General features: G+C 42.2%; 29 protein-coding genes. 13 read left to right on the forward strand and 16 right to left on the reverse strand.

Annotation, left to right across the window (positions count from 1 at the left end; genetic code table 11):
• Positions 1 to 112 precede the first annotated feature (112 nt).
• Entirely contained in the window at positions 113 to 484 is a 372-nt protein-coding gene (gene rplS, locus FTU79_RS05760; protein ID WP_078189351.1) for a 50S ribosomal protein L19, read from the forward strand.
• Between the two features lie 61 nt (positions 485 to 545).
• Here rplS and FTU79_RS05765 read toward each other — a convergent pair whose 3' ends face one another.
• The 4 genes from FTU79_RS05765 to FTU79_RS05780 form a co-directional block, all read right to left on the reverse strand.
• Positions 546 to 1,511 carry a triacylglycerol lipase gene (locus FTU79_RS05765; RefSeq protein WP_180049210.1) on the reverse strand — a complete coding sequence of 322 codons (966 nt, stop codon included), beginning with the start codon at positions 1,509 to 1,511 and terminating at the stop codon, positions 546 to 548.
• A gap of 201 nt (positions 1,512 to 1,712) precedes the next feature.
• Positions 1,713 to 2,723, reverse strand: a complete 1,011-nt coding sequence (locus FTU79_RS05770; RefSeq protein WP_168378161.1) for a triacylglycerol lipase — start codon at positions 2,721 to 2,723, stop codon at positions 1,713 to 1,715.
• A gap of 367 nt (positions 2,724 to 3,090) precedes the next feature.
• Complete coding sequence (locus tag FTU79_RS05775) at positions 3,091 to 4,035, reverse strand: triacylglycerol lipase (RefSeq protein ID WP_257224257.1); 945 nt, start codon at positions 4,033 to 4,035, stop codon at positions 3,091 to 3,093.
• A gap of 78 nt (positions 4,036 to 4,113) precedes the next feature.
• Complete coding sequence (locus FTU79_RS05780) at positions 4,114 to 5,142, reverse strand: lipase secretion chaperone (RefSeq protein WP_180049214.1); 1,029 nt, start codon at positions 5,140 to 5,142, stop codon at positions 4,114 to 4,116.
• Between the two features lie 153 nt (positions 5,143 to 5,295).
• On the opposite strand from FTU79_RS05780, the gene truB reads away from it, so the two are divergent.
• The 3 genes from truB (at position 5,296) to FTU79_RS05795 (ending at position 7,589) form a co-directional block, all read left to right on the forward strand.
• A complete protein-coding gene (gene truB, locus FTU79_RS05785; protein WP_180049217.1) occupies positions 5,296 to 6,204 on the forward strand; it encodes a tRNA pseudouridine(55) synthase TruB in 909 nt (302 codons plus the stop codon).
• Positions 6,205 to 6,228: 24 nt separating this feature from the next.
• Positions 6,229 to 7,002: a TSUP family transporter gene (locus FTU79_RS05790; RefSeq protein ID WP_180008735.1), complete on the forward strand. Its 774-nt coding sequence runs from the start codon at positions 6,229 to 6,231 to the stop codon at positions 7,000 to 7,002.
• 125 nt (positions 7,003 to 7,127) lie between these two features.
• Positions 7,128 to 7,589 (forward strand): hemerythrin domain-containing protein, encoded by a 462-nt coding sequence (locus FTU79_RS05795; protein ID WP_180049219.1) that lies wholly within the window; start codon positions 7,128 to 7,130, stop codon positions 7,587 to 7,589.
• Positions 7,590 to 7,732: 143 nt separating this feature from the next.
• Here FTU79_RS05795 and FTU79_RS05800 read toward each other — a convergent pair whose 3' ends face one another.
• The 3 genes from FTU79_RS05800 to serA form a co-directional block, all read right to left on the reverse strand.
• Positions 7,733 to 8,602: a DMT family transporter gene (locus FTU79_RS05800; RefSeq protein WP_180008737.1), complete on the reverse strand. Its 870-nt coding sequence runs from the start codon at positions 8,600 to 8,602 to the stop codon at positions 7,733 to 7,735.
• A 241-nt stretch (positions 8,603 to 8,843) separates the two neighbouring features.
• Entirely contained in the window at positions 8,844 to 9,713 is an 870-nt protein-coding gene (locus FTU79_RS05805) for an EamA family transporter (protein WP_180004763.1), read from the reverse strand.
• 117 nt (positions 9,714 to 9,830) lie between these two features.
• Positions 9,831 to 11,063 carry a phosphoglycerate dehydrogenase gene (gene serA / locus FTU79_RS05810; protein WP_180049221.1) on the reverse strand — a complete coding sequence of 411 codons (1,233 nt, stop codon included), beginning with the start codon at positions 11,061 to 11,063 and terminating at the stop codon, positions 9,831 to 9,833.
• Between the two features lie 373 nt (positions 11,064 to 11,436).
• Between serA and FTU79_RS05815 the strand changes: the two genes are divergently transcribed.
• The 4 genes from FTU79_RS05815 to FTU79_RS05830 all read left to right on the forward strand — a co-directional run bounded on the left by FTU79_RS05815 (position 11,437) and on the right by FTU79_RS05830 (position 16,116).
• Positions 11,437 to 12,846, forward strand: a complete 1,410-nt coding sequence (locus FTU79_RS05815) for an FAD-binding oxidoreductase (protein ID WP_078189543.1) — start codon at positions 11,437 to 11,439, stop codon at positions 12,844 to 12,846.
• Positions 12,847 to 13,038: 192 nt separating this feature from the next.
• Positions 13,039 to 13,410: a hypothetical protein gene (locus FTU79_RS05820; RefSeq protein ID WP_180049223.1), complete on the forward strand. Its 372-nt coding sequence runs from the start codon at positions 13,039 to 13,041 to the stop codon at positions 13,408 to 13,410.
• A 344-nt stretch (positions 13,411 to 13,754) separates the two neighbouring features.
• On the forward strand, positions 13,755 to 14,636 hold the full coding sequence (locus FTU79_RS05825; RefSeq protein ID WP_180049311.1) for a pirin family protein: 882 nt from the start codon (positions 13,755 to 13,757) through the stop codon (positions 14,634 to 14,636).
• Between the two features lie 250 nt (positions 14,637 to 14,886).
• Positions 14,887 to 16,116 carry an MFS transporter gene (locus FTU79_RS05830; RefSeq protein WP_180049225.1) on the forward strand — a complete coding sequence of 410 codons (1,230 nt, stop codon included), beginning with the start codon at positions 14,887 to 14,889 and terminating at the stop codon, positions 16,114 to 16,116.
• A 79-nt stretch (positions 16,117 to 16,195) separates the two neighbouring features.
• Here FTU79_RS05830 and FTU79_RS05835 read toward each other — a convergent pair whose 3' ends face one another.
• From FTU79_RS05835 to FTU79_RS05860, 6 genes are all read right to left on the reverse strand, one after another.
• On the reverse strand, positions 16,196 to 16,495 hold the full coding sequence (locus FTU79_RS05835) for a DUF3817 domain-containing protein (protein ID WP_078189335.1): 300 nt from the start codon (positions 16,493 to 16,495) through the stop codon (positions 16,196 to 16,198).
• Positions 16,496 to 16,637: 142 nt separating this feature from the next.
• On the reverse strand, positions 16,638 to 17,204 hold the full coding sequence (locus tag FTU79_RS05840) for a hypothetical protein (protein WP_180049227.1): 567 nt from the start codon (positions 17,202 to 17,204) through the stop codon (positions 16,638 to 16,640).
• Between the two features lie 18 nt (positions 17,205 to 17,222).
• A complete protein-coding gene (gene yccS / locus FTU79_RS05845) occupies positions 17,223 to 19,373 on the reverse strand; it encodes a YccS family putative transporter (protein WP_373685648.1) in 2,151 nt (716 codons plus the stop codon).
• A 124-nt stretch (positions 19,374 to 19,497) separates the two neighbouring features.
• Positions 19,498 to 20,046 carry a superoxide dismutase family protein gene (gene sodC / locus FTU79_RS05850; protein WP_180026077.1) on the reverse strand — a complete coding sequence of 183 codons (549 nt, stop codon included), beginning with the start codon at positions 20,044 to 20,046 and terminating at the stop codon, positions 19,498 to 19,500.
• Positions 20,047 to 20,162: 116 nt separating this feature from the next.
• Positions 20,163 to 21,284, reverse strand: a complete 1,122-nt coding sequence (locus FTU79_RS05855; RefSeq protein ID WP_180049315.1) for an AI-2E family transporter — start codon at positions 21,282 to 21,284, stop codon at positions 20,163 to 20,165.
• 150 nt (positions 21,285 to 21,434) lie between these two features.
• Entirely contained in the window at positions 21,435 to 22,079 is a 645-nt protein-coding gene (locus tag FTU79_RS05860; RefSeq protein WP_180021560.1) for a ParA family protein, read from the reverse strand.
• A 132-nt stretch (positions 22,080 to 22,211) separates the two neighbouring features.
• Here FTU79_RS05860 and FTU79_RS05865 point away from each other — a divergent pair, with 132 nt between their 5' ends.
• On the forward strand, positions 22,212 to 22,682 hold the full coding sequence (locus tag FTU79_RS05865) for a Holliday junction resolvase-like protein (RefSeq protein ID WP_078192492.1): 471 nt from the start codon (positions 22,212 to 22,214) through the stop codon (positions 22,680 to 22,682).
• 55 nt (positions 22,683 to 22,737) lie between these two features.
• On the forward strand, positions 22,738 to 23,331 hold the full coding sequence (locus FTU79_RS05870) for a hypothetical protein (protein WP_180049229.1): 594 nt from the start codon (positions 22,738 to 22,740) through the stop codon (positions 23,329 to 23,331).
• A 47-nt stretch (positions 23,332 to 23,378) separates the two neighbouring features.
• Here the strand turns inward: FTU79_RS05870 and FTU79_RS05875 are convergent, their stop codons facing one another.
• Positions 23,379 to 24,005, reverse strand: coding sequence for a class I SAM-dependent methyltransferase (locus FTU79_RS05875; protein WP_180049231.1), 627 nt, complete (start codon positions 24,003 to 24,005; stop codon positions 23,379 to 23,381).
• Between the two features lie 304 nt (positions 24,006 to 24,309).
• On the opposite strand from FTU79_RS05875, the gene FTU79_RS05880 reads away from it, so the two are divergent.
• Positions 24,310 to 24,870, forward strand: coding sequence for a hypothetical protein (locus FTU79_RS05880; RefSeq protein ID WP_078189325.1), 561 nt, complete (start codon positions 24,310 to 24,312; stop codon positions 24,868 to 24,870).
• A 73-nt stretch (positions 24,871 to 24,943) separates the two neighbouring features.
• A complete protein-coding gene (locus FTU79_RS05885; protein WP_257223984.1) occupies positions 24,944 to 25,375 on the forward strand; it encodes a protease inhibitor I42 family protein in 432 nt (143 codons plus the stop codon).
• A gap of 89 nt (positions 25,376 to 25,464) precedes the next feature.
• On the opposite strand, the gene FTU79_RS05890 is transcribed toward FTU79_RS05885, so the two are convergent.
• The gene (locus FTU79_RS05890; RefSeq protein WP_078189323.1) at positions 25,465 to 25,797 is read right to left on the reverse strand and encodes a HopJ type III effector protein; all 333 of its coding nucleotides are present in this window, start codon (positions 25,795 to 25,797) and stop codon (positions 25,465 to 25,467) included.
• 168 nt (positions 25,798 to 25,965) lie between these two features.
• Between FTU79_RS05890 and crcB the strand changes: the two genes are divergently transcribed.
• Positions 25,966 to 26,349, forward strand: coding sequence for a fluoride efflux transporter CrcB (crcB, locus tag FTU79_RS05895; protein WP_078189322.1), 384 nt, complete (start codon positions 25,966 to 25,968; stop codon positions 26,347 to 26,349).
• A 121-nt stretch (positions 26,350 to 26,470) separates the two neighbouring features.
• On the opposite strand, the gene FTU79_RS05900 is transcribed toward crcB, so the two are convergent.
• Positions 26,471 to 26,725 carry a type B 50S ribosomal protein L31 gene (locus FTU79_RS05900; RefSeq protein WP_078189321.1) on the reverse strand — a complete coding sequence of 85 codons (255 nt, stop codon included), beginning with the start codon at positions 26,723 to 26,725 and terminating at the stop codon, positions 26,471 to 26,473.
• Positions 26,726 to 26,811 lie beyond the last annotated feature (86 nt).

Here is a 26,811-nt window from a genome sequence, read left to right on the forward strand (position 1 = left end):
TATGCATTGAAGCGGTCAAGCATAAAGGGAAAGTCAATCGGGTCTATGCGCTTTAGCCTCTAGCCCCAGCGATGATTAGACCTCTTCTAACTCGCATAATCGGAGATACCCCATGAGCGGTAAACATCCTTTAGTACAAGCTGTTGAAAATGCACAGTTGAAACAAGACATCCCTGCTTTTGCTCCTGGTGACACAGTAGTTGTTCAAGTTAAAGTAAAAGAAGGTGAGCGTGAACGTCTTCAGGCATTTGAAGGTGTTGTAATTGCTAAGAAAAATCGTGGTTTGAACTCTGCGTTCACAGTACGTAAAATTTCTAGCGGTTTCGGTGTTGAGCGTGTATTCCAAACTCACTCACCAATCGTTGCTGGTATCGAAGTGAAACGTCGTGGTGACGTTCGTCGTGCTAAACTTTACTACCTACGTGAATTGTCTGGTAAAGCTGCACGTATTCGTGAAAAATTACCAGCTCGTAAAGCAAAATAATTTGTTTTACAACGCTGTAAAAAATGCGCCTTTTGGCGCATTTTTTATGCGAGAAAGAAAATTATAAACCTTGAGATTTTAGGCGGTTTGCATGTTGACGATAGACATCGACAGGATCTGGTGCAAATAGCGCTTTGAGACCAAGCACTTGGTTGACTTCATCTAAATGGTTCCAGTTGTAGTTGTCACGAATGGTTTTACCAAACTTGGCACTACAGCGTGATACGAGGCCATCATTGTCTTTTCCGCCATCGATCAGTAATGCAGTCACTTTTAGGGCTGAGTCTAAATCTAAAATATTGGTGATTTGGCCCACACCTGTAAATGAATAGTTATAAATGCCTTTTTCGACGCTATTACCGTCTGCACAATTGGATTTAGGCAAGCCTAGAGGGAATGCGGCATTATACTTTGCAGAACCCGCCAGCGTTAAACTTGAACCACCTGCCAATGCGTCATGAGGATAAGTCGTTGGATCTAGACCTTGCGCCCAAACGATGGCTTTAGAGACAAAATTCACAGCTCCAACCAAGGGTGCTTCCACAGCGGTGCCTTCAGCTTTTAAAATTAAGTCTGCAACAGGGGAGCCTTGATGAGGTCCTGCAACACTGGTTAATGAAGCCACGACATCTGGGCGAACACCGGCAACATAACGAATCGTTGGTCCACCATGGCTATGTCCAATTAAATTCACTTTATCTGCACCAGTGAGTGCTCGGATTTCAAGGACTTGTTGTAGAAGCTGTTCGCCACGTACTTCGGTGGAGTTAAACGGCGATACGCGCGTTGCCCAGACATTTGCACCATTGCGGGCAAGATCAGGCAGGATTTGATACCAATAGTCGAGTCCAAATGAGTCCGTACCGACGGTAATGAAACCACCCATACCATGGTTAAATACGATTGGATATTTGGTCTTTGCATAGCTAGAACTAGCTTTGGCGGTGACTTGGGTTGCTTGCGATGCAGATACATTACCGATGAATGTAGCTGCAATTAAACCTGCTAAAAATGGTCCGTATTTCATGAGCGATCCTCAATGTATTATTGTTTTATGACAATATTTATTGTCACTTCTAATAAAGCAATAAAGATCACCTGTTGCAAATTGAAAAAGATTAACTGCGCCGCTAAATGTAACAAAATAAAAGATCAAGAACTTCAGATTGATAAAAGTAAATAAGAGGGCCGAAGCCCCCTTAGTGAATTGAAACGTCAACGATAAAAATTAAAGTCCTTGCAGTTTTAAACGGTTAGCATGTTGACGGTACAGTGCCACAGGATCTTGTGCAAATAGACCCGTTAAGCCGAACATCATATTGGCTAAATCGGTATGGTTAAGTTTGTAGCTGTCGTTAATGACTTTACCGATATAAGCACTACAACGTGCAACCATACCGTCATTGTCTTTATTGCCATAAGACAATGGCCCGAGTTGCATCAGGATCGTGTCGATATCAAGTAGGTTCGTGGTTTGCGCAACACCGGTCCATGAATAGTATTGAATGCCTTTGCTGTCGACTTGCTTTAAGTTCTTACTGCAATTTTCTGAAGATGCCAAAACACCGTCAGCTACAGCAGATTTTGCAACCGTACTGTTAAATGTAGCAGAACCTTTTTGTGATAATGATTTCATTGAAGCATCGAAATCAATTTCAAGCTCTGGTTTTGCCTGACCTAAAGCAATCAGTGGGCCGACAATATAATCACCTAAAATATTGAAGGCAGTACGAGAAAGTGAGTTGCCTTGAATATCATCCGCTACTTTAGAGCCGTGATAGGTCCCTGCAACACCTGTAATAGACGCAATGTACTGTGGTTTTGTTTGAGCCACATACAATACAGTTGGACCACCATGAGAGTGACCGATTAAGTTAAGTTTTGGCTTCCCTGTAATAGCCAAAACATCTTCAACTTGTGCAATTAACTGCTCGCCACGATGTGCTGTGGTATTTGCAGGAGATAATTGCGCTGCGAATACGGTTGAGCCATTTCGTGCCATATCGGGCAAGATTTGGTACCAATAATCCAGTCCGATGGTGTCGGTGCCGATACGTGACCAACCGAGCCAACCATGCACCATTAAAATTGGATATTTGGTTTTTGCGTAGTCAGATTTTGCCGTTTCCTTCACCTGAAGGACGCTAGGCGCAGCTTGAGTGCTTGCCGATATACTCATCGCTAAGCCTGCAACTGCAGCTACAGAGGCCATCTTGGCCGTGTTTACTAAAGATCGCATAAATGTTCCTTGATCTGATGTTGTTTTTATTACTTTTTAATAATGAAAATACTCTCTGTTTTTAAGCAACATCTTTGTGATTGGCTAGGCCATATCTTTGATTTTAGAGAGTTTGAATAGACAAAGATGCCTTGTCATTTTTTCATGCTCGGTTTGAAATTCCATGTCATTTTGGGACATGGGCTGCATTCACATGATATGTTTATTTATATACATCTGTCTTTTATTTTGATCGTTTATTTTAGTTGTTATTATTGAATAACTTATTGAATTAATTTGTTAAATGCTTACAAATAAAAACATTGTAAACAAAAAAGGACGTCCAAAGACGTCCTGTTCAGTGCTGAAAGGGAACCAACTTTTGAGGTTACAGTCCCTGTAATTTTAAACGATTGGCATGTTGACGGTAGAGCGCAACTGGGTCAGGTGAAAATAGGCTGCGTAGGCCAAAGACCATATTCACTTCATCTAAGTGGTTGTGATTGTAGTCATCACGGATTACTTGTCCGATGTGGGTGCTACAGCGTCCAACCAAACCGTCATTGTCACGATTTCCATAGGCCAAAGGGGCAAGCTGACTAATCACTGTATCTAGTACATCTAATACATTCGTGGCTTGCGCTGTACCCGTCCATGAGTAGTAATACACGCCATTGTCGACTTTGGCACCCGACTGATTGCAGTTCGCAGCCAGTGCTGTGGTTGGAAATTTTGCATTAAATTCAGCCGAACCTTTTTCACTGATCGCGGTAAGTGATGCATCAACACTGTTAGGTAGACTCGAGTTGCCTTCAGCCCAAGTAATAATCGGTGCTAAGAGTTGATCGCCAAGGACCCCAAAGACTGAATTAATGGTTTTATTCGCTTGGATTTTATCGGCGACTAGAGAGCCACGATAAGTGCCTGCAACCCCAGTCACCGAAGCCACATACTCAGGTTTGATCGCTGCAATATAGCGAGTCGTTGGTCCACCATGTGAATGACCAATGAGGTTCACTTTAGGTTGGCCGGTCAGGGCAAGGACTTCTTCGACTTGAGAGAGCAATTGCTCACCACGGACTTCTGTCGACTCAAGTGGAGAAACTTGGGCAGCAAAGGTATTGGCCCCATTACGAGCTAAATCTGGCAAAATTTGATAAAAATAATCCATGCCAAAGCTGTCAAAACCAATGCGAGTAAACCCGAACATACCATGGGTAAACACAATCGGATATTTGGTCTTGGCATAGTTTGCCGAGCTGTTGGCGGTGACATGTTGGAGTCCTGCTGCAGCTTGGGATTGTGTGCTGGCGATCACTGCTGATGCAGCCATGATTGCGCATAAAAGAGCTTGTGGTTTTTTCATCATTTCATCCTGAAATTGAAGTTGTTTTTAAATTGTTGTTTGCAGTTATTCTGCGAAAGGTAATTTTCCACCTTGATCATGTACAGATTCAAAGGTACTGACGCGGAGCTGATCTTCCTTCGATTTAAAATGCTGATTACGGAGTTGCTGCACCGCTTGTTGTTTCGCACTGTCACTCATATTGCTTTTCACAATGCTGTCACGCTCTGTGAGGTATTGATTTACGCTAGATTTCCAAGAGCTGCGCTGGCTGTCTAGATTTTCAAGGCGCTGAGTAGCTTCTGGACCCACTAAATTTAACCGCATTTGATGGATTTCTTCGCTTGAACCACCACGGGCTTTAATGTCTGCTGTGAGCTTGCGTAAATCTTCAAGTTTATTGATTTGTTCCAGATTTTCTTTCCAATCTTCTGGGAGTTCATCAAACAGGGCTTTTAGTTTTTTGGCTTTTTCTGATTCAGACAGTTTTTTGTCATTTACTACTTCCATCCGTTTCAGCGTGTATTCGTGATAAGTATTTTCCTTGCCAAATAAACCTTCAATTTCATAATCAGAAAAGAACTGTTTTCTTAAATTCTGGGTGCTGCTGTAGATCGAGCGATAGTATTGTGGTGATTCTTTGTCGTCGCTTGGTGGCTGTAAATGACCTAACTGTTCACGATATTTCATATAACGATCCCACAAATCATAAATTTGGGACAGCGCCGGTTCTTTATGACCTTGTGCAATATAGGCTTTAAAATCCTTTTTAATTTGATCTATCGACTTTTCACCATACTGAGTAATGAAATATTCAAAGCAATTCCGTGTTTGTTCATTCACGATCAAACGGTTTGAACCATCCATACTGATTTGACAGTTAACTTCCGTGTCTTGTTGACTTGGACTGAGCAGCGAAGAACCGCTTGTTGCTTGAGCCGTAGAGGTTTCGCCCTGAGCTAAAGGCGTATTTTGTTGTTGAATCGATTGATCTGAAGGATCATTTTGTGATGCTTTTGGCGCAAGCCAATATATGAATGCAGCAACTGCGATAACGACCAAGGCAATGATGAGCCAAAGTTTATTTTTTTGCATATCCCAATGCACCTTTATTCCGTTTTTAATTGTTTTAGAGTTCTAAATGCGAACTCAATATGACATAAAATGCAGATAAAAACATAGAAGAGTTGTAAACGTTAGATGTGGGTTGTTACCATTGCGCTGTTCCTGTATTAGCCAAATTTTGACATGAAAAAAGCCTCTCCTAAGATCCAACGTCGTCCTGTACATGGTGTATTTCTTTTGAATAAGCCATTAGGTATTAGCTCGAATGCAGCCTTACAGAAGGTGCGTTGGTTGTTTCGTGCACAAAAAGCAGGACATACTGGTGCGCTTGATCCACTGGCTTCAGGTTTATTGCCGATTTGTTTGGGTGAAGCGACGAAATTTTCACATTTCTTGCTCGACTCGACCAAGCGTTATCAAACCACGGTCTTTTTAGGACACAGCACCACGACGGGTGATGTGGAAGGTGAGGTACTGATGGAACAAGCCGTACCTGTTTTGACGGAAGCCACGATTCAGCAGGTGTTGGCACAGTTCGTGGGAGATATTCAACAAATTCCACCGATGTATTCTGCGCTGAAAAAAGAAGGTCGCCCGCTGTACGAGTTGGCGCGTAAAGGCATAGAAATAGAGCGTGAAGCACGTCCAATTTCGATTTATGCCATCGAGTTATTATCATTTAATGAGAATAGTATTACACTCGACATCACCTGTTCCAAAGGCACGTATATTCGTGTTTTAGGCGAAGATATTGCCAAAGCATTAGGTACTTTTGGACATTTGACCTATCTACACCGTACGCAAACGGGGCATTTTGACCTTAATCCAACTTACACCATTGAATATTTGGAAAGCTTGACTGAAGTGGAGCGTGAAGCATTATTGCTGCCGGTGTATTCACCCGTCGATCATTTCTGCAAAGTGCAAGCGCCAGAAGGGCGTGCAGAATATTTCAGTCGTGGCATGGAAAGTAATATTGAACATGAGGCAGAAGCGCAGGTCTTGGTATTTGAAGGTGAGCGTTGTTTAGGGCTGGCTGAAATTACAGACCGTAAACGTTTGGTGCCTAAGCGTGTGTTAAATCTAGAGTAGCTGATACAGCATTGAAGAGTTCTTATGGACATTGAAATTATTTTAAGCCTCTTATTTTTTGCATTTTTTGCCGGTGCAATTGATGCAGCAGTGGGGGGCGGAGGATTAATTCAAATTCCAGCCATTATGAATGCCATGCCGCACTTATCTCCGGCGACGGTGTTTGGCACCAATAAGTTGTCTTCGATCTTTGGTACGGCTTCAGCGTCCTATTCCTTTTTACGCCAAGTTAAACTACGTTGGAAATTACTTGCGGTCATTGCAAGTTGTGCATTCGTTGCCTCCTTTGTGGGCGCAGCTTGTGTATCGATGATTCCAAAAGAAGTCTTACGGCCTTTTGTTTTGGTCATGTTGATCGTGATTGCGATCTATACCTTTGCCAAAAAACAATTTGGTCAGGTGCATGTACGCCAAGAACTGACCCCTAAAATTCTCGGTCTTGCCGCTCTTGGTAGTTTGGTGATTGGCTTTTATGACGGCATTTTTGGGCCAGGCACGGGTAGTTTCTTTATCTTCTTTTTTATTCGTTATCTACAAGCAGACTTTTTACATGCCTCTGCTTTGTCTAAAGTGGCTAACTTAACCACCAATTTGGCTGCATTGAGTTTTTTTGCGCCCACAGGCCATGTGTTATTTGCTATAGGCTTAATGATGGCTGTGGCGAATATATTAGGCTCGATCGTTGGTGTACGTGCGGCGATTAAATACGGCAGTGGCTTTATTCGAATTCTATTTTTGATTTTGGTGAGTATTTTGATTGTACGGCTAGGGTATCAAACCTTTACGGGACAAGCTTAAAACAAAACTTAACAGAGCTGCGCTGTATTCTGATGCGGATATGTTTAGTATAAAAATGAAGCACTTTATTTTGCTGAATTAAAAAAATACTCAGCTATCGCTAAGCATCAGAGGGCATCATCAGAATGAATATTTTTGAAGCTTTACGTCAAAGTCATGAACAACAAAGAGCGCTTGCAGAACAATTAGTACAAACTTCTGGTGATAGTCCAGAACGTCGGGATTTGTTTGACCGACTTAAAAATGAATTATTCGCGCATGCTGTCGGGGAAGACCGATATTTTTATATTCCTTTAATGATGACCGATTCGGGGCTGAATATTACCCGTCATGCCTTGGCTGAACATCATGAAATGGACGAACTTTTAGAGCAGTTGACTGAGACTGAATTTAGCAATCCGGGCTGGCTGGCCATTGTCAAAAAACTTTCAGAAACTGTGCATCATCATTTACAGGAAGAGGAACACGGTTTCTTTCAACAAGCCGGTAAAATATTGGATGATAAGCAAAAAGAAGCTTTGGCTAAACAATACTTAGCCGAGTATAAAAAATATAAAAAAGCAGATAAAGACAGCCTGACTGGTTAAGTCCTTTATAGAAGCTAGACTTTTTCGAACCTTGTATTTAAAAGCCTTGTATTTAAAAGCTTAGATGTAGGAGTTCTTAGACAAGGTGTTGAAAAATGGCGGCAATCCCGCCATTTTTATTTAACTATTTTGCCTTTAAAAATTTAGTTGGCTGTTTCCGATTTAGAGGAACGCATCGTCACCCCGACTGAGGCGAGCATAATACACAGCAGTGCGATCCATTGCCACATGCCGATACGTTCTCCCAATAAAACCATACCCGTAATAGCTGCCAAAGCAGGTGAGATACTCGACAATGTGCCATAGCTTAGCTTGCTTAGAATCTTTAAGGCTTTGAGGTCTAGGGCATAGGGAATCGCTGTGGCTAAAATGGCAATCAACAGTGCTTTAGGCCAATATTGTGTGTCCATTAAAGCTGCTGCGTTGTTATAGAGGCCGATAGGTAATAAGGTCAATGCCGATAAACTAATGGCAATGGTCAGTGCATGCATGCCAATATTTTGGTGTACCACTTTTTGCCCGAAATAAATATAAAAGGCCCAACAGAGTCCGGCAGCCAAGGCACACGCCGCACCAATCAGTGAGAAATTGCCGCTTTGAGCCTGTCCCCAAGGCACCATCAACGCAATCCCTAAGATCGCCAAAAATACCCAGATATAGTCGCTACGATTTTTTATCGACAGCAGCGCCAAACCTAGCGGCCCAATAAACTCCAGTCCAACGGCAATGCCTTGAGGGAGTTTGCCCAGTGACATATAGAATAAGACATTCATGAGGCACAGGGCTGCGCTATAGCAGAGTAAATCACGCCATTTTAAAAATGAAAGTCGTTTTAAAATGTGCCAAGAGCGAAACATCAAACAAATAATAATCGAGGCAAAACACAGCCTTAAAATGGTCACGCTCAGTGGGTCTAGTACCAAAAACAGTTGTTTGGCAAAAGAAGCACTGATCTGATAGGAGATCATGGAGAGCACCATGAAAACGACAGCAAGAAGTTGTGAATTTGGCATGTGGCACACAGTTGTTGGGCGGTGTTGAGCCCTATTTTTGAGTCAGTACAGTATAGCGGGTAATGCTGACAATTGAGTGAATTTTAACATTTGATCAAATCATGATGGATTTTGAATTTAAAATTCTATGGCTCGGCTGATGTAAGAGCAGGACTGAGCACGTCATGATTCAATTTGAATTCAAAAAATTGAGTCTGAGATTCATGTAGTTCATCCATTGTCATGGGAACATATTTTGAATTTAAATGGCTTTGGCTTTTTGCGTGGTATAGGTACAGCCAATCGAGGCACAGATAATGACAGCAAGGGCTAACCACTGGGTCCAAAGTAATTGTTCATTTAAAAAGACAAAACCAGAGAGTGCCGCAATTGCAGGTTCTAGGCTCATAAGCGTTCCGAAACTGAGCGCCGTTAAATTGCGGAGTGCAATCATTTCTAAGCTAAAGGGGATGGCACTGGCCAAGGTGGCTAAAGCAAGAAAATAGAGGAGACTCATCGGTTCAAAGGCATGCGCAGGAATCCTTACAAATAATGCAATCGGCATAAGCATACACATGCCGACAAACATACCTAAACAAACTGTATGGTTGCCTGAAACGCCAGAAGGTTTCTGACCTGCCACGATATAGAGTGCCCAGCAGGCACCTGCACCAAGGGCGAGGGCAATGCCAACGGGATCAAGTCTTTGTGCAGCTTGGTCAAAAGGAAAAAGTAGGATAAGGCCTAAAATAGCCAGTCCGACCCAAATAAAGTCAAATTTTCGGCGTGCAGCAAATAGTGCGACACTGAGCGGGCCAATAAATTCAAAAGAGACGGCAATGCCGAGCGGGAGACGATCAATCGACAAGTAAAATAATACATTCATCCCTGCTAAGGCACAGCCATAGCTGAGGATCGACGACCATTTCACTTGTTTAAAATTGATCTGCCAAACTTTAAAAATAATCGCCAAAATCAAAGCGCCTAGCATTAATCGCATGGCCGAAACGGTCAGTATGGGAAATTGACTGAAAAGATATTTGGCAAAGGAACCGCTGCTTTGCATGCTGATCATGGCAATAAGCAAGATCAGCGGTGCTTGGACAGCCGGTGCAACTTTAAAATTTGGCATAAACTAAATTTGTTTCGATGACTCGAAGAGCGGGAGAGTGGCACTAGCCAGATTTTAAAAGTTTATAACAATAAAAAAACCACAGCCCGAAGGCTGTGGCTTCAGTGTCTAATGCGATTAGAACAATACGCGAACTCGGATTGTACCTTCAACTTCGTGAAGTGTATCCAATGCTTCTTTAGAAGCAGTTGCGTCAACGTCCATCACTAAGTAACCCACATCACCTTTAGTCATTAAAGACTGACCAGAGATGTTGATACCGTGTTCAGCAAACAAGTTGTTGATTTTTGAAAGAACGCCCGGCACGTTTTTGTGGATGTGAAGTAAACGGTGTTTACCTTCAGTCAACGGTAACGCGATTTCTGGGAAGTTCACTGCAGATAAAGTCATACCTTTATCAGAGTAAGCAACGAATTTTTCAGCTACTTCTAGACCGATGTTCGCTTGCGCTTCCATCGTTGAACCACCCACGTGAGGAGTCAAAATCACGTTGTCTAAGCCACGAAGTGGAGAAACAAATTCTTCACCGTTTGCTTTAGGTTCTTTCGGGAATACGTCTACAGCTGCACCAGCAATATGACCAGATTTGATTGCATCAGCAAGATCTTCAATGATGACACATGTACCACGTGCAGCATTGAGGAAGATTGCGCCTTCTTTCATTTGAGCAAATTGGTCTTTGCCGAAGAAGTTGCGAGTTGATGGAACGTCTGGAACGTGTAGAGATACGACGTCTGCATTGGCAAGAAGTTCACCCATAGAACCGACTTGACGTGCATTACCCATTGGAAGTTTAGTTACGGCATCGTAATAAATTACGTGCATACCTAAACTTTCAGCAAGTACAGAAAGTTGCGAGCCAATCGAACCGTAACCAACAATACCTAAAGTTTTACCACGAGTTTCAAATGAACCGACTGCAGACTTGTTCCAACCACCACGGTGAGTTGAAGCAGATTTTGCAGGAACACCACGAAGTAATAGAATCGCTTCAGCAAGTACTAGTTCAGCAACTGAACGCGTATTTGAGTATGGTGCGTTAAATACTGGAATACCGCGAATCATTGCAGCATTTAAGTTCACTTGGTTTGTACCGATACAGAAACAACCCACAGCAATCAGTTTGTTCGCCGCTTCAAATACTTCTTCAGTTAATTGAGTACGTGAACGAATACCAATGAAGTGAGCATCTTCAACCGCTTCTTTCAACGCTTCACCCTCAAGCGCAGTTTTACGGTAGTCAATGTTGGTGTATCCAGCAGCATTTAGAGTGTCGATTGCGTTTTGGTGAACGCCTTCTAACAACAAGAAACGAATTTTATCTTTAGGTAAAGAAAGATGTTGGCTCATTACGGCTCCGCTACAAAGGCCAAATTTAGTGCGCATATAATAGCATAGGAAGTCGCCTGATATACATTTCCTTTATGACCGACGTCATGGCTATTTTGGCGAATGATGAGTCAATATTTTTTAGATTTGGTCTAATTAACTTGGTCATATTCCTCGTGACATTTTGAAATCACGTTTTTCTTTGGGTTTTGTCAAAAAAAGCCCAGTTATAGCTTATAATGGTGCCGCTCAAAATCATCTTGAACAATTCCCTGACATTTTGATGCGCTCTGTTTCAGGCTTTTTCCCTTGAAATATGCGTTACCGCAGTTTTGACTGAATGAAGTCTGGACCTTTAAAAAAACTTGTTTACTTCTTGCAAGGTCTGAAAACGATGAATGCTCCAGTCGCTTTAACCCCAGAGTTATTGACCCAATTGACCGCTATTGTTGGCGAAAGCCGAATTAAAACCGATGCGGATAGTCTCCAAAATTGGGGTCGTGACCATACTAAGCACTTCGATCCAAACCCGTCGGTCGTCGTTTTCCCTTCAAGCACAGAACAAGTTCAACAGATTGTAAAACTTGCCAACCAATTTAATGTCGCGATCACACCAAGCGGCGGTCGTACAGGTTTGTCTGCGGGTGCTGTGGCTGCCAACGGTGAAATCGTGGTGAGCATGGACAAGATGAACCAAATCTTGGAATTCTTCCCAGCTGACCGTATGGTTCGTGTACAAGCAGGTGTAGTGACTGAACAATTGCAAAACTATGCAGAAGAACAGGGCATGTACTATCCAGTTGATTTTGCATCTTCAGGTTCATCACAAATTGGCGGTAACATTGGTACCAATGCCGGCGGTATTAAAGTGATTAAATACGGCATGACTCGTAACTGGGTGTTGGGCATGACTGTGGTTACAGGTAAAGGTGACATCCTGCGCTTGAACAAAGGCATGATCAAAAACGCGACTGGTTATGCGCTTCAACATTTATTTATTGGTGGTGAAGGTACTTTAGGCCTCGTGACGGAAGCTGAAATCAAACTTGAACGCCAACCCCATGACTTACAAGTATTGGTTCTTGGTGTGCCTGATTTTGATGCGATTATGCCTGTTCTACATGCCTTCCAAAAGAAAATCGACCTGACTGCATTTGAGTTCTTTGGTGAACTTGCGATGCAAAAAGTATTGGACAATGGTCATGTTCAACGTCCATTTGAAACACCATGTCCGTTCTATGTATTACTTGAGTTTGAAGCACCATTTGAACCGATCATGGATGCGGCAATGGAAATCTTTGAACATTGCATGGAACAAGGTTGGGTACTGGATGGCGTGATGAGCCAAAGCTTAGACCAAGTACATAGCTTATGGCGTTTACGCGAAGACATTTCAGAGTCAATCGCACCGTTCACACCATACAAAAATGACATCTCAGTTCTGATTACACATGTGCCTGCATTTATTAAAGAAATTGATGCAATTGTGGAAGCGAACTACCCAGACTTTGAAATTTGCTGGTTCGGTCATATTGGTGACGGTAACTTGCACTTAAATATTTTGAAACCTGCGGATTTAAGTAAAGATGAATTCTTTGCAAAATGCCAAGTGGTGAACAAATACGTATTTGAAACTGTGAAAAAATATGACGGTTCAATTTCTGCAGAACATGGCGTGGGTATGACTAAGAAGCCTTACCTCGATTACACACGTTCAGCAGAAGAAATCGAATATATGAAAGCATTGAAAAAAGTATTCGATCCAAATGCAATTATGAACCCAGGTAAATTGTTCGATCTTTAATTTTTTAAAGACGTACTAGAACGCATCTTCGGGTGCGTTTTTTTATGGCTATAGCACGCCTTTTTAGCCGCACATGGATGAGAAACAGCACGTTGATTTTGTGGAGTGAGGAACTTCTTTTACATTGCTTAAATAGTGTTTTGGACAAATGTTCGGCATGATAGGACTGAATAATAAATTTGAGTTGCTTCTATGTATCGTTTAATTGCTGTGTCTGCATTGTGTGTGGGGATGTTGGCGGGTTGTGCGACAACGCAGAAAATTGTGTCTAAAGTCGGTTCTTCTGCTACGCCACTCGATCAGGTATTAAAAGAACGTCCTGATTTGCGTAAAGAGCTGTCGACTGTGGAAATTCGTCAGTACTTTAACCGTGTTGAGTCGCCAAATGCGGGGCAGGTAAAAGTGACGGAAACGGGTTTGATGGATGATTCAGTGAAATCGGTTCGTACTATTTATAGTTTTAGATTGGTGGATGGTGACTGGCAGCGTGTAAATACGCAAAAGGAATATCAGTGCCAACGTGGTAAAAATACCAAGACTTTCCAAGCGGCGAAGTGTCCTTAAATTATAAAAAGTTAAGGTCTAAATTTCTTATTAAATATTCAGCATGACGGGGTCCTTTCATTTTAAATTCGATGATTGGAGCTCGTATCTACTTTTGTTTCGGCAAAAGTAGCAAAACTATCTTTCATCCGCAAAACTCGTCAAATACCATCTTCAATTGTGTAGGTCGCAGAAACTTTACATATTGAATGTGTCCTGACTCGGACAGTTGCGGATGAGTTTCCGCGTATCTTAATTTTCATCCTAAACATAGAATATTCAATCCTAAAAATATTCTCGTGAGTTCGTATAGTTTTTAATAATATTGAATCGAATTCAAATCATGATCAGATTTCAAATTTATGATGAAAACCCTCGCTTTTATTCACGTCAATGACTCAGGCTCACCTGTCGGTGACTTTGCTCCAGTGACTTCAGTTTTTTCCCATTATGAGTTGGGCAATACCGTTTCGCCTTTTTTATTGCTCGACCATTTAGGGCCTGGGGTACTGAAACCAACCAAACTGAAAAAAGGCGTGCTGGAACATCCACATCGAGGGTTTGAAACCGTCACATTAGTGTTTAAAGGCGAACTCGAACATCATGATACGGCAGGTGGCGGTGGCGTCATTGGTGAGGGCGATGTGCAGTGGATGACTGCTGCTTCAGGCATACAACACGAAGAAGTCTTTAGCCAAGCCTTTGCACAGCAGGGCGGAGCATTTGAAATATTGCAATTGTGGGTCAATTTACCTGCTAAAGATAAAATGAATCCTGCGCGCTATCAGAGCTTAGCCAAAGCCAGTATTCCAAAGATCAATTTAGCCCAAGATGCAGGTTATGTACGGGTCATTGCAGGGCAATATTTAACAGCCCAAGGCCCCGCAGAAACACATACACCTATACAAGTATTTGATGTCTTTGTCAGAGCAAATCAAAGCATCACCCTGCCTGCACAAGAAGGGGATACCACACTTGTGTATTTACGTTCGGGCAAGCTGAAATTTACTGAAACAGATGAACAGTTAAATGCACAGCATATGGCAGTCATGTCGAGCCGAGGTGAAAATGTCGAATTGACGGCAGTTGAAGATAGCCACATGTTGTATTTATCGGCGCAGCCTTTAAATGAACCCATCTATGGGCGAGGTTATTTTGTGATGAATCATTTTGCAGAAGTCATGCAAGCCTATGAGGACCTAAAACAAGGTCGCTTTATCCAAAAAGCAGACAATGAAAAACCATAAAAGCGGTAGTTTAAAAAGACCAATACAACGCCAGCAAACACTGTTAAAATAGTCGGACTCAAACCGACAGATCGGTTCGTTGAAGTTCATTTTATCTCTATCTAGCGTCTTGTGAATACGACGCACATATGGCGGATACGCCGCAAATTCATTTTTAAAATTAATATTACAGTGCTCGTCATTGGGCTGAAGTGTCTCTCCCTATTTGTCATTTCAAGCTCGACAGCACATATTTGATATGTAGATAACAATGCAAAACGTACAAACCACAAAATTAAGTCGTGCCACCTTCATGTTTCCCTTGGCACTGGTTTTATTTGAATTTTCTGTTTATATCGGCAACGACTTAGTCCAACCCGCCATGCTTGCGATTACCCAAGAGTTTGGTGTGAGTAGTGCATGGGCACCCTCGTCGATGTCATTTTACTTATTGGGAGGTGCTTGTGTCGCTGCAATATTAGGGCCATTGTCAGACCGATTAGGCCGTAAAAAAGTCCTATTGGGTGGTGTAGCGTTCTTTAGCTTATGCTGTCTAGCGATATTGCTCACGCATAATATCGAAAGCTTTTTAACGTTGCGTTTTTTACAAGGTTTTGGTTTGTCGGTCATTTCTGCCGTGGGCTATGCTGCTGTTCAGGAAACTTTTGAAGAGCGTGATGCCATCAAAGTCATGGCGATCATGGCCAATATCTCACTACTGGCACCACTGATCGGCCCTGTCCTCGGTGCTTTTATGATTGATCACGTGTCATGGCATTGGGGCTTTATAGGAATCGCATTTCTATCTTTTCTGAGTTGGTTTGGTTTAAAGGCCAAGATGCCGGCTCAGCACATCAGCATCCCCAAGCAACCGGTGGGCTATATCATTGATGACTTTATACAGGTATTAAAAAACAAACGCTTTTTGGCGTTGACACTGGGCCTACCGATGGTGGCAATGCCTTTGATGCTCTGGATTGCGCTATCTCCGGTGATATTGGTGGAGCAGCTAGGACTGAGTAGCATGCAATATGGCATGGCACAGTTTCCTGTTTTGGGCGGTCTGATCCTCGGTAATATTGTCCTGATTAAAATCATCGATAAATTGCCTCTAGGTCAGTCTGTGATGATCGGGCTACCGCTGATGTTACTCGGGACGAGCCTCGTGGTGATTGGGACGATGACTGAAAGTTATTTTCTGACCTTTCTCATTCTTGGTATGAGTTTGGTCAGTTTTGGTGAAGGGATTAGCTTTTCTGTGCTCTATCGTTTTGCCTTAATGTCGTCTGAAATGTCGAAGGGCACAGTGGCTGCGGCAGTGTCTGTAATCATGATGCTGACGTTCTTTGCCGTGATCGAAATCGTGCGCGTGCTGTATGAAAACTTTGGCCTTTGGGCCTATAGTTTGGCGGGATTTACCCTCATTATCTTGTGGTTCAGCCTACCACGCTTGGTGGTGCGAGATATTATGCGGCAGCGCAAATTGACGGGTGAATTTTAAATTCGAGTTCATGCCATCATAGAAAAAGCCCAATGCTGTGTAGAACAATATTGGGCTTTTTTATTTGTTGTAGACCGTCTTAATTTGATGTTGCAGGTTGTTCTGCATTTTTTAATTTGCGATCGAAAATGAACGGGCCAAAAGGCAAAATCGATGCAATTAAGCCCATTAGAAATACACTGAGTGACCATTTTTGTTTTTCACAGACCACAAATAGCACCACCAAGAAGGCAATAAACAAGACGCCATGTCCCATACCGACGTATTTGACCAATATTGGATTATCCATCAGGTACTTCATTGGCATAGCAATGAACAACAATAATAAAAAGGAGATGCCTTCGAGTAGGCCCACAAAGCGTAAAGTCTTGATATTCATGCGAATTCTAAATTCAAAGTGATTTCAGTCTTGAGTGTACCTGAAAGCACAGCAGGAACGAAGCGTTCCTGTTGAAATAATTGATCCGCATATTAAATCTAAGTAAATGTTTTTAAAGTTAATTCTGAGTCGTCTGCTCGGGTTAATCCTCAAGATCCGCTAAGGCATCCTCAATCGAACCCTGATCAAATTCATAGTTACAGCCGAGTAAAATCATCGGGCTTTTTCCGGTCATTTCAGACAGGCTTAGTTTGTGATTGATCGCATGCAGATCATCCGTTTCAGCTTCCGTACGTAGGATTTTTTCACCACGGAAAAACGGCATATTGGCAAACATCGGATGCTGTTCAATGCCATATTTTTGGGCAAGTTTTTTCACATCGGCTTGGCGATAGATCGCGAATACTGCATTTGAAGACAGGCCAATTTCTTGGGTCGGCATGCCAAAAAATTCAACAGCCTGCTTATTTTTATAGATATAAATAAACGGTTGATGTGGGTCATCATGGCGTTTCCAACCCAATTGCCCCAGAGCCTTATCATAGTCGAGCAAAGTATCATGATAAGTGTCGTAATCGGCCTGACATTCCAGAATACGCTTCAAATCTTGTGCTGTCGGTGCTGCAAAAACAGAAGAAGCAGCTAAACATGAGGTCGCCACAATCGTGGTTAATATGAGGCGTTTAAGACCGAAACTAAGCATTTTCATCAAGAGTCCCAAATGATTTTATTTAATTTCCGCCTGAATTAGCTGTGTTCTGAGCTGAATCAGTTCGGCTAATGTTTCTAATAATAAACTGATCTGCTTGAGCACCAGTTGTAGGTGATTAGACCGCATTTCTTCAGTGCTGAGTGTTTGAATTTCGAAAAGTTTTTGCTGAATTTTCTCAGGGTTGAGCGGTTTTTGCTGAATTAAGACCTCGTCTAAGGTGCTTTGACACCATTGCAGCAGTTCAAGGACTTGTTGGTCTTGTACCTGTTCACGGTGGCTCCCCAGAGCAGAAATATAACTGAGCTGACTATGGCTATAGACCAAATAGCGAAAAGCATGTTGAATCAAAGTTTGGTCGGGTTCAGGCTCGGTACTTAAACTTGAAATCATGCTCGATAGTTCAGTCTGAGCATTATGGGCTGAACGACGGGCACGCCGATAATCAATGCTATTGGTTTTCCCATGGAGATATTGCTCAACCACGGCATCAAAATAATGCAGGGTCGCAGCAGAGCTTTTTTGAATGGTCTTGGAAATATTGCGAAAGTCCCAATCTGGCCAGATCACATTCACCGCGAACCATGCAATAAAACAGCCGAGTAGGGTATCAACGATACGTGGTAAAATGACCGCATAACCAGCGCCTTTTAAATTAAAAATCAGCAAGACCATTAAGGTTGCCATGAGGGTCGCCATGGCATATTTTTTGGCACTCAGATAGAAAAAGCACACGCCAAAAATAATCGTCAGTAGTAATTGACCTTCGACACTCGGCACAAAATACAAAATAGGAATGCCAAGTAAGACCCCTAATATGGTTCCCAAAGTCCGCATTTTTAAACGACTTTTGGTCGCAAAATAGCGCATCTGACAGACAAATAAACTGGTCAATAATATCCAGTAGCCATTTTTGGCAAAGGGCAAGAGGGAAATGGCATAGCCCATCGCAAAGACAAAGGCGATGCGAACGGCATGGCGAAATAAGGCAGACTCGGGACTCAAATGCTGTTTCAGTTTGAGCCATAAATCATGCCAGCCGTGAATGTCCTCATCGAGTAAATTGAGGTTGTCAATATGCTGCTGATAGGCCTGTTGCTGTGAATGATCTAAATCCTGCACATGCGAAAAACGTTCTTGCACACTGTCCAAATTGCTCAAGATCAGCTGTAGGTTTTTCACTTCTATATTTTGCGGATTATTGGCCATCCACTCCTGCAAAGAGGCATGCAAATGTGCCAGTGCTTGCGCAGTAATGGGATCAGGCTGATAGGGCTGCCGATGCAAAATACAGTAGGCCAACTGTTGGCAAGCCTGCGCTTGTAATCGAATATTTTTTTGAAAACGAAAAATTAAATCGGTACGGCTAAAATTTTGATGAATTTGTTCGTAGTGTAAATAATTCGCACTGGCCTGTTCGTGAATATCTTGTGCCAAGAAATATAAATTCAGCCAGTAGATGGTATTTTTATTGGCTCTTGAGGCTTTTAAACGGGTGAGTAAAGAAGCTTTGGTCGTGTTTAAACTCGGGATGACATCACTGTTTTTGAGCGATAATTCATACAGTAAGTGTTCCACATTGTTGACATTATCTGGGTCAAATAAGCGTGCTTTTGCATTCAGTACTTCGGCGATTTGTAAAAAACAACGCGAGAGATTGTCCTGTACGGGTAGGGTGGGTTTAATCAGGTAAAAGAGAATCGAGGTCAGGCCATACCATAAGGCCCCTAGAACAAAGCAACTGGGTTGAAAATACCAGGTGTCATATTCGCCCAAGCCGAACATGGTGTAAATCGACAGTAAAATCGTGCCAAAAGAAATCGTGGCATAGCGTTGCCCCAAAGCTCCTAATAAAATAAATCCTGCACTGGACAGTGAAAGATACAAGATAAACAGCAGCTTATTAGGATAGAGAAAATCTAAAATACTACTGACACTAAAGAAGAGTACGCAGACATAGAGCAAATTACGCAGTCGGATGCTGAGCCGGTCATCAAAGTCGGTGAGTGCGGTGGCAATCGCACCTAAGGTGACGGGAACAATAAAACTATGAAAACCGAGAAAATATAATCCGAGCGTGGTGCCACTCAAAACAATACAAATTTGCAGGCAATACATAATGATTGCACTGGATTGAAACTGTTGAAACCAAGAGAGTCGCGTGTTCACAGAGTTCTGTAGTATTCGAATGATTTTGTAAATTAGACTGAGCTTTTTTCTGTGAACTGTCAATTTTTATTCAATAGAAAAGCGGACTTAAAGTCCGCTTATTCAAATCTATGTGCAAGGTCGATTATTGAATCACACCACAGGCAATACGGTCACCGCCACCGCCTAGAGGTTTAGGGTCATCTGAGTAATTATCACCACCAGCATGGACCATGATGGCTAAGCCTTGTACATCCGCCAATTTCAAACGCGGTGCAATTAAATTCACTTTTGCTGTTCCGTCCGTTTGAACTTGAAGGATCGGTAAGTCACCCATGTGACCGGTTAACGGTGTACCGTGGTGAGGTGCCGCTTTAGGGTTAAAGTGCCCACCCGCAGCGAGTGCAGCACCCGCTTTTCCATCTTTTTCAGCTGGGGCACAAGAGCCTTTTTCATGAATATGGAAACCGTGTGGACCCGGAGGAAGCTGGGTTAAATTGGTATGAATAACCAAGCCAGCAGGGCTATCAACCAAGTTAATTTGACCGATGCTTTGACCAATACCTTGAGCAGTCACGGCATTGACCGTCACGGTTTTTGCATTCAGACCTGTTGAAGTCGAGGTACTCGCACAGCCTGTAAACATCAGGGCACTGACCGCAGCAAGCGCACCGAATTTAAATAGTGAAGACATGTTTGGCATCCTGTCTGTTTTTATGGAGTCTCAACCATTGAAACAGATGCGAATACAGGATGACAGATAATTTAAGTATTTGATTGTAATATTTGTTTAATGAATTCAAGCCTGAATTAAGGTTGTTCAGGCTTATCATCTATATTGTCTAAGTTATGTGCCAACGTTGCTTTGGGCATCATGACGGCTTCAATTTGGGTTTCATGCAACCATTCACGCCAAATGGCTAACAATACAGCCAAGATCACTGGCCCGATAAATAAACCAACAAGACCGAAACTGGCGATACCACCTAAAACACCGAACATGATTAATAAGAATGGAATCTGCGTTGCCCCTGAAATTACTAAAGGACGAATCACGTTATCGGCCGTACTCACCACACAAACACCCCAAGCCATGACGCCAATTGCTTCAATGGTTTGACCTTGTGAAAATAACCACAACGACACAGCGGTATATGAAATTGGTGGGCCAAACGGAATCAGTGCCAACATGAAGGTAATGATGGTTAATAACATTGGGTTAGGCACATCGGCGACAAAATAGCTGAGACCGGCAAGTAAAGCTTGGGCAATGGCGGTGAGACCGATGCCATACACTACGGCACGTGTAGTATCCGAAATAGTGGCAAGATAATGATGAATACGTGGCCCAATGACCATTTCGAGGGCTTTACTGACCTGACTTAAAATGGTTTGACCATCACGATAGAAGAAAAATAAAGACATCACGGCAAAACACAGCTTAAAGATATTTTTACTGACTTCGCCGACCAAAACTTTACCGTAGTTCAAATGCCCCTGAATCCAAATTTGTACTGATTGAATAATACTGTTTGGGTCATTGTTCAGCTCATGTAGGGTACGACTGACTTCTTTACCAATAAACGGCAGTTGGCGAATAAAATCAGGCACATTGACATGACCAGAGAAAACTTGCTTTTGTAATTCAAAATACAAGTTACGGCCTTCATGTTGTAGCAAGAAGATCGCAAAAATCACCGGCAGACCCACCACGAGCACCACCAGTAAGATCATCAGCGCCGCACTTAGATTTGCACGATTGCCACAAAAACGATGCACCGATTGATACAGTGGCCAAGTCATATAAGCAATAATCGCTGCCCAAACGACGGGCACAATAAAGTATTTGAGTACGCTAAAGCTCAAAAAAATCAGGATAAAAAATAATCCGAACAATAAGACTTTTTGTAATGTAGGTGCGAACGTTGGCAATGCGTGCTCTGATTTTTTCATCATGTTGTGTTCAATCTTAACCGAAAAAAAAGCTCCCGAAAACGAGAGCTTGTTAACTTATGGTGAATATCTTTCAGGCTAGATCCTTGCAAGATTGACCTTTATATCAGCAAAATGTGGAATGATGGGTTAAAACCACTCGGCTTCGTCTTCAATAATGGCATTGAGCACAGGTTGCCATTGTTGCTGCATGCCGAGGTACATTTTTTGCGTTTTATCAAAAACCGAAAGACCTTGCATGGCAAGTTGACCATAAGCGGTACGTTCAGAAATCCAAGCAACGGGCTGCTGTTCAACTTTATTGAAAAAATCTTGAATTTCTTTGGAATGAGCAGAATTGGGTTTGACACGATTGGCCAACAATAGGATTTGGACTTTACCTTTACGAATCCGTTTAATTTCTTGCAAATGCTTTAAAAAACGACGGGTCGAGTCGATGTCGAAGAAAGATGGTTGTAGCGGGGTAATGATGGCATGAGCTTCACTCACCAACTGATCTGCATGTTCACCCGATAACGCACCCGGTGCATCGATAATTAGATATTCAATCCCTTTCGGCACATCACCAATCGATTTTTCATGACGCCAATCTAGGCTCTGAATTGGGGCTGCAGTCTCTGGGCGCTGTTTGAGCCATTGACGTGCAGACTTTTGATTGTCAGCATCTGCCAAGGCCACTTTATAACCTTTTTGCGCAAGTGCAGAGGCTAAACTGATTGCTGTGATGGTTTTGCCACAACCACCTTTTTGATTGGCAATTAATATCGTTTTCATCGACCTAAATAGATTTTATTCTGCTCATCCCTAGCATATCATTGTTTAATGCGGGGAATATAACAAAGAACCAAAGTCTAAGTTTTTTCTATACGTTTCGCTGTAATATATTAAAAAGATTAGGAATTTTAAATGTCTGTCTGGATGGCCATGCTCATTGGCGCGTGTATTGGGATTGTACTGACCACCTTAATTTTAAGTGGCAGTCGCAATGGAAGGATTAAGGCAGAATACGAGCAATATATTGCAGAACTAGAATTGGAACATCAGCAGGCCTTGGCCCATGCACAAAAACGCAGTGTAAATACCAGTCGTGCTGTTTTAAAAGGCAAAATGGCCGAACAAATGGCGCCGATCATGCCTGAATTTCAGTATTTACCTAGCGATGCAAAGTTTCTCGGTGACCCGATCGATTATGTGGTTTTTGATGGCTATACCGACTTTCGTGATGGTGATGGACTCGCTGAAGACATCGAAGTGGTGCTGATTGATATTAAAAGTGGTGGCGCACGTTTGACCAAAGGGCAACAAGCGATTGCTCAAGCCATTGCCGAAGGGCGAGTACGTTTTGAAACCATCCGAATTGATTTTGAGCATATTTAAGCTCGCGTGACTCAGCCTCAGAACCGTCGAAAAGCAATAAGGACAGAATATCCACATGGAAAAACTCTTAGCGACTGCAGCCGTTTTTGCGCTCATGCTGTGGATATGGTCTGAATATTTTCGTGCCATTCCACATTTAGAGCAGACTGGTGTGCTGAAAAATTTTCAGGTCACAGCGACTCAGGCATTTTCCGGTGAATATTTGCTGTTGGATAAACGCTACTACAGTGCGAGTAGTCGTACATTACATCCGGCCGCACCGACCGTGGTGGGTGGCTTTCAAGACTTGGCGTATGTCAGCAATATTGATCTGCTACTGAGTTCAGGCGCAAATGATATCCAGTCTTTAAAATATCATCTTGAGTGGTCTCAGCAGAACCGCTGTTTTAGCGTGCAAGCGAAAGACGTGCCCTCGACACAAATTGAAAAGCTCAAGTCTGAATTGCAAAATGTCAGTGTGATTGCTCAATCCGAAGACGTCGCAAATCGTATTCGGCGTTTGAAATCAGGGGATCGTGTGGAGATTTTGGGTGCATGGGTGGATGTACATTCCATCAAAACAGGTAAGTCGTATAGCACTTATAATGTGTTGAATAAAAAGCCCTGTCATATCCTAAAAATTAATGCCATTCGACTAATCAAAGACTAGGTACTTTTAACTAGATTTGATTGTGCTTAAACATGGCCTTGGACGCTTTAACTCAACTTCTGTGCGCGGGCGAGCAACATGCGCTGTCCAATTTTTGGAATGCCTTCAGCATCAAAATACTGCGTTTCAAAACATTCAAACTGGGCATCTTCAAGCAACTTTTGCATATGACGATCCAGATGACAGCCATCCGCGACTTTCTTTTGAATGGGCGTCAATAAGTGTTGTAACTGCTTAATTTTCCCATTTTCATTGTGTTGTACATGCTCAACCAAATGAAATGTTCCTGTTGGTTTAAGGACACGGTAGATTTCTTCAAGCGCAGTTTCAATATCGGCAATGCTGCATAAGGTCCATGTACTCACGACATGATCTAGACTTTCATCTGCAAAGGGTAATTTTTCAGCACCGGCTAAAATATGCTGTACCTCAAAGGGTGCCGCATGTACACGTTCAGCAGCTAAATGAAAAATATCAGGATTGGGCTCAAGGGCAAAAACCGTATCAACATTTTGATAAAACGCTAAATTCAAACCTGTACCAAAGCCAATTTCGAGTACTTCACCAGACACGGCTAAAAGGAGTTCGCGTCGTTTATCCATCAGGCTCGGTACTTGCATGACTTGATTTAAAAGATGCGGAAAAATGTGTTGTTGATAAAATTTATAAATCATAGCGGGTATTGTTGTTGGCTTTTTTTAAAGTGTAAATCATGTCTTTTTAATTTTAAATCATGTGGTAGGGCGTGGATATGGGCCAATTGACTGAATAACAGCATTTTGTTACCAAGTTCATAAGGTTTATGCAGACTGTGTGCGTAATATAGAGTTACAACTAGTAAAAACAACATTCATCACGCTCAACCTACGGGATTTTAAGCTCATGTTCAGGTTGGGGCATTATGAATAGATGAAGTCGGCTCAATTGCAGAATTAAAATTGAGTAATGTGAAGTATTACAGGGTAAGAGGATAACGCGATGATCAAGCGAATTGCATTAAGTACTGTGCTTGCAGGCTTTTTATTGAATGTCGGTGTCCAAGCGTCTTCAGATTATAATATTGCCAAAGGCTTAGCACCTGCTGCCAAAGGCCAGTCGATTTCTACCTTGAAAGAATTTAAAGGTGATTTCCGAATTTTAGGTTCTAAAACCTATCAAACAGATGAACAAGCAAAATTTTCTCCGATCGATTATGCGGTCAGTTGGGGCTTATTTGCAGAGCCAGAAATTGCTCGTACGATTTCAGTCAATCAATATGACCGTTTCTTAAATTGGAAAATGGATCGTGTTCCTGTACCGCAAAAGCAAGCCATGATGATGGTGTCGAATATGCACATCATTCCTGCAAACCCGCAAATTGCTAAACAAATTACTCAAGTAAAACGTGGCGATCTTGTGCGTTTAAAAGGGGATTTGGTTGAGGTGAAAGACAAAGATTTGGTTTGGACTTCATCTTTGACCCCAACAGATACGGGTGATGGGGCTTGTGAAGTTTTTCGTGTCAGTTCTATTCAGTGGATTGAAAAAGTTAAAGGCTAAACTTCGATTGCATCGAGATCGTATTTGAAATCGGTGTGCATTAGATTCAAGGTAAAATAATTTGATGATGAAAATGACGATAAAGAAAAAGTTTATTTTGAGTCTAATGTTGGCGAGTGGTTTAGCGCTTGGTGGATGTACCAGTATGAGTTCAACTGTAGATGGGAAAACCCATGTATTTACTGAACAGCAAAGTTGTCCGACCTTGCTTGAGATGGATCGTGGACAAACTTTAGAAGTACTGTTAAACGAAAATCCAAGTACCGGATATGTATGGTCTTTGGCTGAGCAACCGAAACTTTTTAAAGTTGAAGAAGTGTTTCAATCAGCTCAACAACAACAAGCTGCTGCTGCAGATGCGACACCAGTGCTTGGTGCAGGCGGTCAAAAAACTTATCGTTTTACCGCAACGACTGCAGGTGAAGAATTACTACATTTGAAGCATGCACGAGCTTGGGAAAAAACCGCGATGGCTGAATGGACTTGTAGAGTACGAGTGTCCTGATTTGAACTGATGATGAACGATAAAAAAAGCCAGTATTTGTACTGGCTTTTTTATTGCAGACGAACTGATTTAGAACGTCCATCTAAGCATTATTTCGCGCTGAGCGCTTGACCGTCAAATTGAATACCTTCCCAACCATTTTGCATAAATTGGCGAATGTTTTGGTGGTCAGTTGCGTCTGGTGTTGCCAATACAGCAGCATAATGTTCAGCAAAAAGACTTAAGGTTTCAGCTTGGTTTAGACCATTCAATTGGGCAAAAGAAAATACTTTGGCACTGCCTTGGTTTTCAGTTGCTGCATTGGCTTGTTTGCCATTGGTAAAAGCGGTTGCTGTGTGGTTATAACGCGCTTCAATAAATGCAATCACATCTGAAAATTTCGCAGTCCCTGCTTGAAGTTGATCTAATAATTCCTGAGCCATAATGTCCTCTTTCAATAAAAAATACCGCAAAGTGTTGCAGACTATAGCAAGCTTTGGCCCAAACATTTAACACTATTTGCGTAAATTAAATGCGTGTATATTGAAGGGCGACCTTAGGCAGTCTGTTGCCTAAATTGTAGATACCAATGATGTTGAAGTAGGACAACTATGAACTGGCTTTTGGTCGCATGTGGCGGCGCAATTGGGGCAACACTTCGCTATGCAGCAGGACTGTTATTGGCCAAGCCAACCGTGCTCTTTCCGTGGGCAACATGGTGGGTGAATATTTTAGGTTGCTTTTGTGCAGGTGTGTTTTTTGCATTTAGCCAAAAATATCCCGTTCTACAAAATGAAGCACGCTTATTGCTTATGGTCGGGATCTTAGGTGGCTTTACCACATTTTCAAGTTTCGGCTTAGAAACCTTCCAACTGCTTAGACAAGGGCAAAGTGGGCTGGCATTTAGTTATGCCATTTCCAGTGTGGTGATTGGCGTCATCGTATTGGGATTGGGATATTACTTATTTCAGTCGATTTTAAAAATAGATGTTTAAAACAACGCTTGAAATCCACAAAATTTCAGACATAAAAAAAAGAAGCTCAGGCTGGAGGAGGGGAACCCTGAACTTCTTCAATGCTTTAATTTTAAAAGCAAAACCTTAATCGAAACTGAACTTATTGTGAGCGTTTGAAACGCGCAAAGCGTTTATTAAAGTTCGCAATACGTCCTTCGTTATTCACTTGACGTTGTTCACCTGTATAAAAAGGATGTGATGCACTTGAAATATCGAGTGTCACATAGGGATAAGTTTTGCCTTCAAACTCTTTGGTTTGATTGGTGCTTAAGGTACTGCCAATGACAAAAAAGGCATTGGCATTGGTGTCATGAAAGAGCACTTCACGGTATTCGGGATGGATGTTGGCACGCATTCTTCTGTTCCTTAAACTTATTGATTAAAGAAATGTTATAACATAACAATATAAAATGCAAATATTGCCCGAAATTCATCGGGCAA

It is taken from the genome of Acinetobacter sp. YH12144, from assembly GCF_013418345.1.
Classification (GTDB): Bacteria; Pseudomonadota; Gammaproteobacteria; order Pseudomonadales; family Moraxellaceae; genus Acinetobacter; species Acinetobacter amyesii.

What these genes read in the sequence shown, in the direction of transcription:
- crcB (WP_078189322.1), top strand. Translation starts at nt 25,966, where the DNA reads ATGAACTGGCTTTTGGTCGCATGTGGCGGCGCAATTGGGGCAACACTT.
- FTU79_RS05865 (WP_078192492.1), top strand. Translation starts at nt 22,212, where the DNA reads ATGTCTGTCTGGATGGCCATGCTCATTGGCGCGTGTATTGGGATTGTA.
- FTU79_RS05830 (WP_180049225.1), top strand. Translation starts at nt 14,887, where the DNA reads ATGCAAAACGTACAAACCACAAAATTAAGTCGTGCCACCTTCATGTTT.
- FTU79_RS05770 (WP_168378161.1), bottom strand. Translation starts at nt 2,723, where the DNA reads ATGCGATCTTTAGTAAACACGGCCAAGATGGCCTCTGTAGCTGCAGTT.
- FTU79_RS05780 (WP_180049214.1), bottom strand. Translation starts at nt 5,142, where the DNA reads ATGCAAAAAAATAAACTTTGGCTCATCATTGCCTTGGTCGTTATCGCA.
- FTU79_RS05765 (WP_180049210.1), bottom strand. Translation starts at nt 1,511, where the DNA reads ATGAAATACGGACCATTTTTAGCAGGTTTAATTGCAGCTACATTCATC.
- FTU79_RS05815 (WP_078189543.1), top strand. Translation starts at nt 11,437, where the DNA reads ATGAATGCTCCAGTCGCTTTAACCCCAGAGTTATTGACCCAATTGACC.
- FTU79_RS05840 (WP_180049227.1), bottom strand. Translation starts at nt 17,204, where the DNA reads ATGAAAATGCTTAGTTTCGGTCTTAAACGCCTCATATTAACCACGATT.
- FTU79_RS05795 (WP_180049219.1), top strand. Translation starts at nt 7,128, where the DNA reads ATGAATATTTTTGAAGCTTTACGTCAAAGTCATGAACAACAAAGAGCG.
- FTU79_RS05875 (WP_180049231.1), bottom strand. Translation starts at nt 24,005, where the DNA reads ATGATTTATAAATTTTATCAACAACACATTTTTCCGCATCTTTTAAAT.
- FTU79_RS05870 (WP_180049229.1), top strand. Translation starts at nt 22,738, where the DNA reads ATGGAAAAACTCTTAGCGACTGCAGCCGTTTTTGCGCTCATGCTGTGG.
- FTU79_RS05790 (WP_180008735.1), top strand. Translation starts at nt 6,229, where the DNA reads ATGGACATTGAAATTATTTTAAGCCTCTTATTTTTTGCATTTTTTGCC.
- FTU79_RS05820 (WP_180049223.1), top strand. Translation starts at nt 13,039, where the DNA reads ATGTATCGTTTAATTGCTGTGTCTGCATTGTGTGTGGGGATGTTGGCG.
- truB (WP_180049217.1), top strand. Translation starts at nt 5,296, where the DNA reads ATGAAAAAAGCCTCTCCTAAGATCCAACGTCGTCCTGTACATGGTGTA.
- FTU79_RS05805 (WP_180004763.1), bottom strand. Translation starts at nt 9,713, where the DNA reads ATGCCAAATTTTAAAGTTGCACCGGCTGTCCAAGCACCGCTGATCTTG.
- FTU79_RS05900 (WP_078189321.1), bottom strand. Translation starts at nt 26,725, where the DNA reads ATGCGTGCCAACATCCATCCCGAATACCGTGAAGTGCTCTTTCATGAC.
- FTU79_RS05890 (WP_078189323.1), bottom strand. Translation starts at nt 25,797, where the DNA reads ATGGCTCAGGAATTATTAGATCAACTTCAAGCAGGGACTGCGAAATTT.
- FTU79_RS05800 (WP_180008737.1), bottom strand. Translation starts at nt 8,602, where the DNA reads ATGCCAAATTCACAACTTCTTGCTGTCGTTTTCATGGTGCTCTCCATG.
- FTU79_RS05880 (WP_078189325.1), top strand. Translation starts at nt 24,310, where the DNA reads ATGATCAAGCGAATTGCATTAAGTACTGTGCTTGCAGGCTTTTTATTG.
- FTU79_RS05775 (WP_257224257.1), bottom strand. Translation starts at nt 4,035, where the DNA reads ATGGCTGCATCAGCAGTGATCGCCAGCACACAATCCCAAGCTGCAGCA.
- FTU79_RS05835 (WP_078189335.1), bottom strand. Translation starts at nt 16,495, where the DNA reads ATGAATATCAAGACTTTACGCTTTGTGGGCCTACTCGAAGGCATCTCC.
- FTU79_RS05825 (WP_180049311.1), top strand. Translation starts at nt 13,755, where the DNA reads ATGAAAACCCTCGCTTTTATTCACGTCAATGACTCAGGCTCACCTGTC.
- rplS (WP_078189351.1), top strand. Translation starts at nt 113, where the DNA reads ATGAGCGGTAAACATCCTTTAGTACAAGCTGTTGAAAATGCACAGTTG.
- serA (WP_180049221.1), bottom strand. Translation starts at nt 11,063, where the DNA reads ATGAGCCAACATCTTTCTTTACCTAAAGATAAAATTCGTTTCTTGTTG.
- sodC (WP_180026077.1), bottom strand. Translation starts at nt 20,046, where the DNA reads ATGTCTTCACTATTTAAATTCGGTGCGCTTGCTGCGGTCAGTGCCCTG.
- FTU79_RS05885 (WP_257223984.1), top strand. Translation starts at nt 24,944, where the DNA reads ATGACGATAAAGAAAAAGTTTATTTTGAGTCTAATGTTGGCGAGTGGT.
- FTU79_RS05860 (WP_180021560.1), bottom strand. Translation starts at nt 22,079, where the DNA reads ATGAAAACGATATTAATTGCCAATCAAAAAGGTGGTTGTGGCAAAACC.